General features: G+C 54.3%; 12 protein-coding genes. 7 read left to right on the top strand and 5 right to left on the bottom strand.

The window, feature by feature from the left end; all coding sequences use genetic code 11:
- Positions 1-13: 13 nt before the first annotated feature.
- Positions 14-1291: a glycoside hydrolase family 18 protein gene (locus tag ACMGF9_RS10185; protein ID WP_414160216.1), complete on the top strand. Its 1278-nt coding sequence runs from the start codon at positions 14-16 to the stop codon at positions 1289-1291.
- Positions 1292-1333: 42 nt separating this feature from the next.
- On the opposite strand, the gene ACMGF9_RS10180 is transcribed toward ACMGF9_RS10185, so the two are convergent.
- Together ACMGF9_RS10180 and msrB are read right to left on the bottom strand one after the other, a co-directional pair.
- The gene (locus ACMGF9_RS10180) at positions 1334-1606 is read right to left on the bottom strand and encodes a YeaC family protein (RefSeq protein WP_004932218.1); all 273 of its coding nucleotides are present in this window, start codon (positions 1604-1606) and stop codon (positions 1334-1336) included.
- 63 nt (positions 1607-1669) lie between these two features.
- On the bottom strand, positions 1670-2083 hold the full coding sequence (gene msrB, locus ACMGF9_RS10175) for a peptide-methionine (R)-S-oxide reductase MsrB (protein ID WP_004932219.1): 414 nt from the start codon (positions 2081-2083) through the stop codon (positions 1670-1672).
- Positions 2084-2431: 348 nt separating this feature from the next.
- Between msrB and gapA the strand changes: the two genes are divergently transcribed.
- Positions 2432-3427 carry a glyceraldehyde-3-phosphate dehydrogenase gene (gene gapA / locus ACMGF9_RS10170; RefSeq protein WP_004932222.1) on the top strand — a complete coding sequence of 332 codons (996 nt, stop codon included), beginning with the start codon at positions 2432-2434 and terminating at the stop codon, positions 3425-3427.
- 83 nt (positions 3428-3510) lie between these two features.
- On the top strand, positions 3511-4386 hold the full coding sequence (locus tag ACMGF9_RS10165; RefSeq protein ID WP_414160215.1) for a D-hexose-6-phosphate mutarotase: 876 nt from the start codon (positions 3511-3513) through the stop codon (positions 4384-4386).
- A 94-nt stretch (positions 4387-4480) separates the two neighbouring features.
- On the opposite strand, the gene ACMGF9_RS10160 is transcribed toward ACMGF9_RS10165, so the two are convergent.
- Entirely contained in the window at positions 4481-5245 is a 765-nt protein-coding gene (locus tag ACMGF9_RS10160; RefSeq protein WP_015378103.1) for a MipA/OmpV family protein, read from the bottom strand.
- Positions 5246-5671: 426 nt separating this feature from the next.
- Here ACMGF9_RS10160 and yeaG point away from each other — a divergent pair, with 426 nt between their 5' ends.
- From yeaG to ACMGF9_RS10145, 3 genes are all read left to right on the top strand, one after another.
- Positions 5672-7606 (top strand): protein kinase YeaG, encoded by a 1935-nt coding sequence (gene yeaG, locus ACMGF9_RS10155; protein ID WP_004932230.1) that lies wholly within the window; start codon positions 5672-5674, stop codon positions 7604-7606.
- Positions 7607-7738: 132 nt separating this feature from the next.
- Complete coding sequence (locus tag ACMGF9_RS10150; RefSeq protein ID WP_004932234.1) at positions 7739-9007, top strand: YeaH/YhbH family protein; 1269 nt, start codon at positions 7739-7741, stop codon at positions 9005-9007.
- Positions 9008-9344: 337 nt separating this feature from the next.
- Positions 9345-9575 carry a hypothetical protein gene (locus tag ACMGF9_RS10145; protein WP_004932237.1) on the top strand — a complete coding sequence of 77 codons (231 nt, stop codon included), beginning with the start codon at positions 9345-9347 and terminating at the stop codon, positions 9573-9575.
- A gap of 124 nt (positions 9576-9699) precedes the next feature.
- On the opposite strand, the gene ACMGF9_RS10140 is transcribed toward ACMGF9_RS10145, so the two are convergent.
- Positions 9700-10389 carry an alpha/beta hydrolase gene (locus ACMGF9_RS10140; protein WP_015378104.1) on the bottom strand — a complete coding sequence of 230 codons (690 nt, stop codon included), beginning with the start codon at positions 10387-10389 and terminating at the stop codon, positions 9700-9702.
- Positions 10390-11215: 826 nt separating this feature from the next.
- On the opposite strand from ACMGF9_RS10140, the gene ACMGF9_RS10135 reads away from it, so the two are divergent.
- Positions 11216-11392: a GhoT/OrtT family toxin gene (locus tag ACMGF9_RS10135; RefSeq protein ID WP_015378105.1), complete on the top strand. Its 177-nt coding sequence runs from the start codon at positions 11216-11218 to the stop codon at positions 11390-11392.
- A 263-nt stretch (positions 11393-11655) separates the two neighbouring features.
- On the opposite strand, the gene ACMGF9_RS10130 is transcribed toward ACMGF9_RS10135, so the two are convergent.
- A complete protein-coding gene (locus tag ACMGF9_RS10130) occupies positions 11656-11949 on the bottom strand; it encodes a hypothetical protein (RefSeq protein ID WP_015378107.1) in 294 nt (97 codons plus the stop codon).
- Positions 11950-12005 lie beyond the last annotated feature (56 nt).

The raw sequence follows: 12005 nt of genomic DNA, 5'->3' as shown, positions 1-12005 counted from the left end.
CAAGGAGACAGACATGAAAATAACCCGAAAACTGCTGCCTTTGCTGGCGGCGGTGCAATTGGCTATGGCCGGCGCAAGCACGGCCCAGGCGGCCTATCTCTCCGTCGGCTACTTCAACGGCGGCGGCGACGTTACCGCCGGCCCCGGTGGTGACATCGACAAGCTGGACGTGACGCAAATCACCCATCTCAACTATTCGTTTGGCCTGATCTACAACGACGAGAAAGACGAAACCAATGCGGCGCTGAAAGACCCCGCTCGCCGCCACCAGATCTACCTGTCGCCGAAAGTCACAGCCGATTTGCAACGGCTGCCGGTGCTGCGCAAACAGAACCCCGAGCTGAAAATGCTGTTGTCGGTCGGCGGCTGGGGCGCACGCGGTTTCTCCGGCGCTGCCGCCACCGCGGGAAACCGGGTGATTTTCATTCGCTCCGCGTTGCAGGTGATCGAGCAGTACGGGCTGGATGGGATCGATCTGGACTGGGAATACCCGGTAAACGGCGCCTGGGGTTTGGTGGAAAGCCAACCGGCAGACCGCGACAACTTCACCCTGCTGCTGAGAGAGCTTCATCAGGCGCTGGGTAAAGGCAAGCTGTTAACCATCGCCGTCGGGGCCAACGTCAAAAGCCCGCAAGAATGGGTCGATGTGAAAAGCATTGCCTCTTACCTCAACTACATCAATCTGATGACCTACGACATGGCTTACGGCACGCAGTACTTCAATGCCAACCTGTACGATTCAAAGCGCTGGCCAACCGTAGCCGCCGCCGACCGCTACAGCGCCGATTCCGTGGTAAAACATTATCTGGCCGCCGGATTAAAACCGGCGCAGATGAACCTGGGTATCGGTTTCTACGGCCGGGTGCCGAAACGAGCGACCGAGCCGGGCATCGACTGGGACAAGCCGGACGCCGCCAAACATCCGGTGACGCAGCCTTATTTCAGTGCGCGAGAAACCGCTCTGTTCCGCACGCTGGGGTTGGATCTCAGCAAAGACACTTACTTTAAATACCACGATATCGTCAGCAAATTGCTCAACGATCCGCAGCAGCGTTTTCGCGAACACTGGGATGACGACGCCAAAGTGCCATACCTGACGCTGCAATCCGCCGAAGGCAAACCGCTGTTCGCCATCTCCTACGAGAACCCGCGTTCGGTGGCTATCAAAGCCGAGTACATCAAAAGCCAGGGATTGGGGGGAGCGATGTTCTGGGAGTACGGCGCGGACGACAATAACCGGCTGGCGCAACAGCTGGCGGAGTCGCTGGGAATAAAAGGCGAGAAACGGTAAATCGACGGGGGCGATGCGACATCGCCCCGCTTTAGGGACAGCTTACTGCGGTTTAAGTTTGACCAGCGGCTCGGCAACAAACTGCTGCTTCAGTTCTTGCTTGCTCTTCATCACGATCTGCCCGTCGGTGCCGATGCTCATGTGCTGCGGATCGACGTTGTTCATCGACTGCCACAGCATCACCGCCTGCAGGCTGTTTTCCTTCTGCTCAGGCGTCAGCGCCACGCCGTCCGGCCACTTGCCCAGCTCAACCGCCTGCACCAGGCGCTGGTATATCTCGGGCGTCATCGCCGCAATCAGATCTTTCACGTCCATCAGAGCCCTTCTCGCTTACAGATGAATAATTAGCTGAATCGATTTTGTTGATTAAATTACCACTTAACCAGCCGTTTGGTCGCCATTTTCGCCATCGGTGAAACTCAGCGAGGCGGAGTTGACGCAGTAGCGGTCGCCAGTCGGCTGCGGGCCATCAGGGAAAACGTGCCCCAGATGCGCGTCGCAGTGGCCGCAGCGGATTTCAACACGATGCATATTATGTGAATTATCATCAAGATAACGGATTGCATCGGCGGAAACCGGCTCATAAAAGCTCGGCCAGCCGCAGCCGGAATCGTATTTGGTTTCGGAATAGAACAGCGGCTGGTTACAGCACAGGCAATGGTACACGCCCTCGCGCTTGTTGTGCAGCAATTTGCCGCTGAACGGCGCTTCGGTGCCACGCTGTTGCGTCACATAACGTTGGATTTCATTCAGTTCCGTGACCGGATGACCGGGGGTTGTCTCTTTAGCCATTTGTGCTTATCTCTGAATGTGGATAATGTCAACGAAAACAATGATTAATAATAACAAAAAATTAACACCGCTGCAGGGGTTTTTGGCCTAAACTGTAGCCCATAAAGGCCACGTCACGATGATATGTGATAACGATCACACATCTTGCGTATGCTGACTTTATACTTGGCGGCTTGTCCCCATATAACGGATGAGGCCGAGCGCAAATGGACTGTGCAATAAGCGTGCAAAACCACCCTTCCGGTTTGACTTGCCGCAAGTATTGACACGATTCCGCTTGACGCTGGGTAAGGTTTTTGTAATTTTACAACCAACCTTTTATTCACTAACAAATAGCTGGTGGAATATATGACTATCAAAGTAGGTATCAACGGTTTTGGCCGTATCGGTCGCATTGTTTTCCGTGCTGCTCAAGAGCGTTCTGACATCGAGATCGTTGCAATCAACGACCTGTTGGACGCAGAGTACATGGCTTACATGCTGAAGTATGACTCTACTCACGGCCGTTTCAACGGTACGGTAGAAGTTAAAGACGGCCACCTGGTTGTTAATGGCAAAACCATCCGTGTTACCGCAGAGAAAGACCCGGCTAACCTGAAGTGGAACGAAGTGGGTGTTGATGTGGTTGCTGAAGCGACCGGTATCTTCCTGACCGACGAAACCGCGCGTAAACACATCACCGCCGGCGCTAAAAAAGTGGTTCTGACTGGCCCATCCAAAGATGCGACCCCAATGTTCGTTCGCGGCGCCAACTTTGACAAATATGCCGGCCAGGACATCGTGTCCAACGCCTCTTGCACCACCAACTGCCTGGCGCCACTGGCTAAAGTCATCAACGACAACTTCGGTATCGTTGAAGGCCTGATGACCACCGTTCACGCCACCACCGCTACTCAAAAAACCGTTGATGGCCCGTCTCACAAAGACTGGCGCGGCGGCCGCGGCGCATCCCAGAACATCATCCCTTCTTCTACCGGCGCAGCGAAAGCGGTTGGCGTGGTTCTGCCAGAGCTGAAAGGCAAACTGACCGGCATGGCGTTCCGCGTACCGACCCCTAACGTGTCCGTTGTTGACCTGACCGTGCGTCTGGAAAAAGCGGCTACCTACGAAGAAATCAAGAAAGCCATCAAAGACGCCGCTGAAGGCTCTATGAAAGGCGTTCTGGGCTATGTTGAAGACGACGTGGTTTCCACCGACTTCAACGGCGAAGTACTGACTTCCGTGTTCGATGCCAAAGCCGGTATCGCACTGAACGACAACTTCGTGAAACTGGTTTCCTGGTACGACAACGAAACCGGCTACTCTAACAAGGTTCTGGATCTGATCGCTCACATCTCCAAGTAATGGCATGATGTTAAGCTGATAATGAGGGCGACATTTTTGTCGCCCTTTTTTATTTGTATCTCCGGCAAACAATAGGTCATGAAATGAACGAGAAAATTTTCACCCTGCCCGTTTCCGAACAAATTTCTCCTTATATCAGCCAGCGGCAACTCGATGAGCTGGGCGTGGTTGTGGTGTCGCACCCGAAAGTGCGCGCGGCCGTCGCGCTGCAAGGCGCGCATTTGCTGGCCTGGCAGCCCAGCGGTGAGCAGCCGGTGATTTGGCTCAGCAACAACACGCCTTTCGCCACAGGCAAGGCCATCCGCGGTGGCGTGCCGATCTGCTGGCCGTGGTTCGGCCCGGTGGCGCAACCCTCCCACGGCTTTGCCCGCAACCAGCCCTGGAGCCTGACGGCGCACGATGAAGATGAGAACGGCGTCATCCTGACCTTTACGCTGAAAGACAATGAGCAGACCCGCAAACTGTGGCCGCACGCCTTCACGCTGATTGCTCGCTTCAAGCTGGGTGAAGAGTGCGAGATCGAGCTGGAATCGCACGGCGATTATCAAGCCACGGCGGCGCTGCACAGTTACTTCCAGGTCGGCGACATCGATCGGGTCAGCGTGACGGGCCTGGGCGAGCCTTATATCGACAAGGTGGCGGGCGGCGCAGAGGCGCATCAGACGGGTGAAGTGACATTCATCGGCCAAACCGACCGCGTCTATACCCGCCCGGAAGCTTTCAGCCAGATCCGCGATCCGGCACTCGCTCGCACCATCGAGGTTCACCACCATCATATGAGCGACGTCATCGCCTGGAACCCCGGCGTGGAACTCTCCTGCAGCATGGGGGATATGCCGAACGACGGTTACAAGACCATGGTCTGCATCGAGACCGGGCGCGTCAGCAAACCGCTGGTCGCTGCCGGCGAGCAACCCGCCCGTTTGGGTGTCACCTTCCGCAGTCGTAAGAAGGCCTGAGGAACCGTGCGCGGAAGCGCACTACAGATGTGCAAAAGGGGCGCCAGCGCCCCTTTTTGATGCACGACATGCACGATAGTTGTGCAATGCGTGATTAGAAGGTGTAGCTCACACCTGTCATCAACAAACCGGTGTAAGATTTATCCACCATCGGGCTGTCTTTCACTTCATCCGACAACTTCACATAGCGGCCGACGAAGAAGGCGTTCCAGCTTTTGTTGATCTGATAATTGGCGCTCAGCTCGAGATACGGAGCCCAGCTATCGCCAGGGGTGTAGCTGTCCAGGCCGCTGCGACGTGATTCATTGGCGCTGACGCCGTAGTAATATTTGTTCTGGTTCTTGCTGTTCCACATCACGCCCACGCCCGGGACCAGCGTCAGCGCGTCCAGATCAAACTTGTACAGATAAGCGACATCGCCCACCAGCCCGTTGCTGTTGTTCAGCGTGTCGCCGGTGAACGTGGTACGAAGGGTGCCCCATTCCGCGTTGTGCGAATAGGCCAGGCCGGCCATCAGCGTGCCGCGACGCTTGTCGAGGCGCTTCATGCGATCGTCGTCGCTGTCGCCCGGACGGTAGCCCCATGGCGTGTAGTAACCCATGATGCTCAGCTGGTTTTCTTGATCTTTCCACAGGTAGTAACCGGCGGTCAGAGTACGGAAGTAGAAGTCGTCACCTTCATAGTCGATGACGGGCACCGGATAAACGCGGTCCTGATAACCGCGATACGCGTCCGGACTAACCAGCGCGGCAGCACCGAGTGACCAGGTCCCCGCCTGAGCACTTTGCGCACAAACCATTGCGGAAGCGATAATTGCTAGCGTTTTGAGTTTTGAAATCTTCACTGGTTCTTTTTCCATAAATTACAGGGTTAATAGCCGCGATAGTTTATGTGAAAATTTAGTTGCGTGCCTAATCTTTACAAAGGAAAACGACCAAGATCGAATAACTTATAGCGGAATTATGAATTAATCATGGCGGAACGATGACGTTTTATCCCGCAGGCCGCGCCAGACAAGGCATTTGGTTATCCCGGCAATAACTGAGTCATTGATATGACTTAAAAAAAGCTTTTTCTGCGGCAGGAAATTTTCCGGCAAGCAAACTAAGCTTAAATCAGAAGGTGAATTTATCCTGGGCCCAGTGGCATACAGCGCAACTCGCGATAATAAGCGCACCAAGTTGGCATACGGGTTGCTGTACTCAGGCGTATTCTCATCTTTCGGGAGCCAGAACACTATCACACGCTCTCTTTAACCTGTGCTAATAACGAAAGGACGGGCATCATGAACATATTTGACCACTATCGCCAGCGCTACGAAGCTGCCAAGGACGAAGAGTTCACACTGCAGGAATTTCTTACCATTTGCCGGCAAGATCGCAGTGCCTATGCCAACGCGGCCGAACGTCTGCTGATGGCTATCGGTGAACCTGTGATGGTCGACACTGCGCTAGAATCACGCCTGTCGCGCCTGTTCTCCAACCGCGTGATCGCACGCTATCCGGCCTTCGAAGAATTCTACGGTATGGAAGAGGCCATCGAACAGATCGTCTCTTACCTGAAGCACGCCGCGCAGGGCCTGGAAGAGAAGAAACAGATCCTTTACCTGCTGGGCCCGGTGGGCGGCGGTAAATCCTCGCTGGCAGAACGCCTTAAAGCGTTGATGCAGCGCGTGCCCATCTACACCCTCAGCGCCAACGGTGAACGCAGCCCGGTCAACGATCATCCGCTGTGCCTGTTCAACCCTCAGGAAGATGCCTCAATCCTGGAAAAAGAGTTCAACATCCCAAGTCGCTATCTCGGCACCATCATGTCGCCGTGGGCGGCGAAGCGCCTGCACGAGTTCGGCGGCGATATCACCAAGTTTAAAGTCGTGAAGGTGCGCCCTTCCATCCTGGAGCAGATCGCCATCGCCAAAACCGAACCGGGCGATGAGAACAACCAGGACATCTCGGCGCTGGTCGGTAAAGTGGACATCCGTAAGCTGGAGAACCACGCGCAGAACGATCCGGACGCCTACGGCTATTCCGGCGCACTGTGCCGCGCCAACCAGGGGATTATGGAATTCGTCGAGATGTTCAAAGCGCCGATCAAAGTGCTGCATCCGTTGCTGACGGCGACTCAGGAAGGTAACTACAACGGCACCGAGGGCATCTCCGCCCTGCCGTTCAACGGCATTATTCTGGCGCACTCCAACGAATCCGAGTGGGTGACCTTCCGTAACAACAAGAACAACGAAGCGTTCCTCGACCGCGTGTATATCGTCAAGGTGCCTTACTGCCTGCGCGTGTCGGAAGAGATCAAGATTTACGACAAGCTGCTGGATCACAGCGAGCTGACTCACGCGCCCTGCGCGCCGGGCACCCTCGAAACGCTGGCGCGCTTTAGCGTGCTGTCGCGGTTGAAAGAGCCGGAAAACTCGAGCATTTACTCGAAAATGCGCGTGTATGACGGCGAAAGCCTCAAGGATACCGATCCGAAAGCCAAGTCCTATCAGGAGTACCGCGACTACGCCGGGGTTGACGAAGGCATGAACGGCCTCTCCACCCGTTTCGCCTTTAAAATCCTCTCGCGGGTATTCAACTTCGATCACGCCGAGGTGGCAGCCAACCCCGTGCACCTGTTCTATGTGCTGGAGCAGCAGATCGAACGCGAACAGTTCCCGCAGGATTTGGCCGAGAAATACCTCGAACATCTGAAAGGCTATCTGATCCCGAAATACGCCGAGTTTATCGGCAAAGAGATCCAGACCGCCTATCTGGAATCCTACTCGGAATACGGACAGAACATTTTTGACCGTTACGTGACCTACGCGGACTTCTGGATCCAGGATCAGGAGTATCGCGACCCCGACACCGGTCAGCTGTTCGACCGCGAGTCTTTGAACGCCGAACTGGAGAAAATTGAAAAACCGGCCGGCATCAGCAACCCGAAAGATTTCCGCAACGAAATCGTGAACTTCGTGCTGCGCGCCCGCGCCAACAACAACGGCCGCAATCCGAACTGGACCAGCTACGAGAAGCTGCGCACCGTGATCGAGAAGAAAATGTTCTCCAATACCGAAGAGCTGTTGCCGGTGATTTCGTTTAACGCCAAAACCTCGACGGACGAGCAGAAAAAACACGACGACTTCGTCGACCGCATGATGGAGAAAGGCTATACCCGCAAGCAGGTGCGCCTGTTGTGTGAATGGTATCTGCGGGTCAGAAAATCCTCATAACGCCTCAGGTAAGCGGCATTATCAGGGCCATGTCCACAGTCATGGACGTTGCAGCGCAGCCCAAGGAGGGGCTTACACATTGCGCTGTCGCGACCGGGACATGAAGAGTTGGCAACGTCGTTTGGGGGAAGTATGGCCTATTTCATTGACCGACGGCTGAACGGCAAAAACAAGAGCATGGTGAACCGCCAGCGCTTCTTGCGCCGTTACAAGTCGCAAATCAAACAGTCGATTGCCGAAGCCATCAACAAGCGTTCGGTCACCGACGTAGACAGCGGGGAGTCGGTCTCCATCCCCACTGACGATATCAACGAACCGATGTTTCATCAGGGGCGCGGCGGCACACGCCATCGCGTTCACCCAGGCAATGACCACTTCGTACAGAACGATCGCGTTGAGCGGCCTCAGGGCGGCGCAGGCGGTGGCGGCGGCCAGGGCAACGCCAGCCAGGACGGTGAAGGCCAGGATGAATTCGTCTTCCAGATCTCCAAAGACGAGTACCTCGATCTTTTGTTCGAGGATCTCGCCCTGCCCAATCTGAAAAAGAATCAGTACAAGCAGTTAACCGAGTTCAAAACCCATCGTGCCGGCTATACCGCCAATGGCGTGCCGGCCAACATCAGCGTCGTGCGTTCGCTGCAGAACTCGCTGGCGCGACGAACCGCCATGACCGCCGGTAAAAGACGCGCGTTGCACGAGCTGGAAGATGCGCTGACCCAGTTGGAAAATACCGAGCCGGTGCAATTGCTGGAAGAGGAGCGGCTGCGCAAGGAAATTGCCGAACTGCGCAAGAAAATCGAAAGCGTGCCGTTTATCGATACCTTCGACCTGCGCTACAAAAACTATGAGCGCCGGCCGGAGCCCTCCAGCCAGGCGGTGATGTTCTGCCTGATGGACGTGTCCGGCTCGATGGACCAGGCGACCAAAGACATGGCCAAGCGTTTTTACATTCTGCTCTATTTGTTCCTGAGCCGAACCTATAAAAACGTCGAGGTGGTCTACATTCGCCATCACACCCAGGCGAAAGAGGTGGACGAACAGGAGTTCTTCTATTCGCAGGAAACCGGCGGCACCATCGTTTCCAGCGCGCTGAAGTTAATGAATGACGTAGTCGAAGAGCGTTATGACCCGGCACAATGGAATATCTATGCCGCGCAAGCGTCGGACGGCGACAACTGGGCCGACGATTCACCGCTGTGTCATGAGCTGTTGGCGAAAAAGATCCTGCCGATGGTGCGTTATTACAGCTACATAGAAATCACTCGCCGCGCTCACCAAACGCTGTGGCGCGAATACGAGGATCTGCAGGCGAAATTCGACAACTTCGCCATGCAGCATATCCGCGAACCGGACGATATCTATCCGGTATTCCGCGAACTGTTCCGTAAGCAGACCGTGTGAATAACGCCGCGTGAATGTCACCACAGCCGGAAAGCACCGTTTTCCGGCTGTTTCTTTTTCGCATTATATATTTGCAAAACCCATGTTTATTTTTTAAACAATGACAACAACAATAATAAGTCAGATTCCCCAGAACGGTCCTCTCTATTATTTGTTCTTCTGAGGTTATTCCTAAACATCCGCCGCTCCCCCCGCACGGCTTGATAGGAATATTCCCATTCAGTTATCGTTACCCCATCGCTTAAGTCTCTTCCTAAGCGAAATTTGCCTCATTTTATTTTTCTATGGCTTCTCAGCCCGCTGCGGCGGGCATTTACCTGTCAGCAGGTTAGACATCATGATCGACTACACCCTCTATGGCCTCAACAAGCACGATGTTGATGAATACCATAAGCAAATATGTTGCCTGCTCGGCAAAAACGTGCTGCTGGTGTTGACCGCCAACAAGCCGATAACCAAACAGAACCTGCTCGCCAGCCTTATCCAGGAGATAGAAAAGCAGCCCGATGATTATTTTCAGCGGCTGCATCGCGCGGCAATAGAAATGATCGGCGTTAACGGACGCTAAGGCGATATGCGTAAGGCAGACCTCTACGCCATTATTGCCGTCGCCGTCGTGTTGATGATGCTGTTATAACGATATCAGCGAAGGGATAATCTGCCGCAGAATGTCGAGCCTTCCTGCCCCTGCTTTATTTCAAACCGGCCGCTTCGTCAATCAAACCCGCCACCTCATCGGCATGGGAAACCAGCGAGGCATGGCTGGCATTCAGCACCATCACTTTCTTGGCCTGCAGCCGCTGCGCCATGCGCCGCTGATTCTCCGGCGCGATCATGCGATCGTCGCTGGAAAGTTGATACCATGACGGCTTATGTTTCCAGGCGGGCTCGCCGATGGTGTTGCCAAAGGTCTCGGCCAGCGGGGCCTTCTGCGCCACCGCCATCACCAATGCCTCGTCGGCGGTCAGATCCTGGCAAAAGCTTTCGTGAAACTTGTCGGTTTTAATCCACAGATAACCGTCGCTGTCCGAGGCCAGATTCTCGACTGCCGCAGGAGGATGCGCTTGCGTAATACCGCCGGCACTTTCACCGGCATCCGGCGCAAACGCGGCGATGTAGACCAGGCCAACCACGTTAGGCTGGTTGCCCATTTCCGTGATCACGGCACCGCCGTAAGAGTGCCCGACCAACAATACCGGTCCCGCTTGCTGCGCGACCATCTTGCGCGTACGTTCCGCATCCTCAGCCAGCGACGTCAACGGCATTTCCACCGCATGAATCGCCGTATATCCCCTGCGCGACAACTCGATGATGACCTTACTCCAGTGCGCGGCGCCGCCCCAGAATCCGTGTACCAGCACGATAGTTGGTTTTGTGCTCATTGCCGACTCCTTCATCTCATAGGAAAGCGCCGCAGGCAGATGAACGCCCCCGCAAGGGGCGAGCCTGGCTGCCTTCGACGCCACGCAGTCCCCTTTTTATATAGTCAGCCTCATGGCGTTCAGCAATAGCTACGACGAGTTAACGTCCCCGATTTTCCACCGCCGCCACGGCTTATCGAAGCGGCTTACGCCGCACGGCCAGGAAAAAAAAGGATTAAAACTAGGATTTTTACCCATACCGATCTAAAATTTCGCGCAAAAACAAAGAGAAGTAAATTTGGCTCACCGGGAAAAGGAATGAAGTTGTGAAGGAAATGATCTCCATCGTTTTTATGGCGTGCCTGCTGGCGCTGCTGTTTTCGTGGCTGTTCGTCTACGGTCTTAACATTCATTAAACCCATAACGACAACCATCCCCCTCCCTGGCGGGCAAGCGGCGTATCGCGACTGATGCGCTAAAACCGGCGCCTGAAGGGTTCACGTACCGCCAAACCCGACGCCACCTCACCTTAACCTTGCTGTCCGCAAATACATCATTAATCTTTATGAGTCATAACCCCACCGCGTTTCCCCCTTCACCGACTCTTTTACTACTCAGCGGAGTTTACTCCAGAAGGATGGCTCGCCTGACGCAAAATGTTACCGGTAACTATGCTGTTGATTTCTTTTGGCAATAAACATAAAGCCGCTAATAACCCTACGTTCTTTATAGAAATAAATTATGCATACTTATGGATAAAGGTTTGAATAAAGGGCCTTTGGTCATTGATTATCACCCGCCAAGCTCCTAGAATTCGCGCGTAAAAATACAACTGGGATCGGGTTTCATGTCGCCGCTGTGGGTTGCAACGCAATACTGTTATTTTATTGGTCTGTTAGTTTCTATGGTTTTCACCTACCTGGTTAGCCGGGACACCGTCAAAATTCGCTGTATCAGCGCACTGACCATCGGGTTAACCTGGCCGTTGAGCCTGCCGGTGGTGTTGCTGTTTTCGCTGTTCTAACGCCCCAATGCCGCGCGCTGGCTTTTAAACAGCCATATTAATGAAAAGAGGCTGACCACCGGCGTCATGGTTTTTGGCGTGGGATAAAAAAGTGCCAGCGCAAGGCTGGCATGAAAACGGGAAGCAATGTGAGCAATGTCGTGCCGGATCGGGGGCACAGAAGGAGACAACCCTTTTCCCCTCACCGGTGAATAAAATGATAATACGTCTCATTATTGAATGCAAAGTCATTTCCCCAGGCAACTTTCCCCCTTGAGAAACTATCAGCCGCGCGGCGATCGCCAGCGCTGATACAATCGCCCCGCCCCCCACACCAGCAGCCAGAGCAAAGCGTTCAACCCCAACCATAGCATCAGCAAGTAGAAGAAAGTCTGATAGCCGGGTATGCCCCGATCGGCCAAAAACGGGTTGAAGTGAAAAAATTTGACGATCGCGAACGGATTAAGATTGAAACGGTTGAACACGACCGCCGTCAGCAACGGTGGCAACAGCGTATAAAACGCCAGGCTGAACAGCAGCAGGATTTTTGTGCCCGAAGTGTTTTTATAATCTTTCATATCAATAAATTATATCTGTCATCATAGTGCAAAAACCGCCAGGCATTCGTACGCCA

Source organism: Serratia sp. BNK-23 (genome assembly GCF_047456145.1).
Lineage (GTDB): Bacteria > Pseudomonadota > Gammaproteobacteria > Enterobacterales > Enterobacteriaceae > Serratia > Serratia nematodiphila.
The sequence above is the reverse complement of the archived record's forward strand: the minus strand, read 5'-3'. Positions and strand labels throughout refer to the sequence as shown.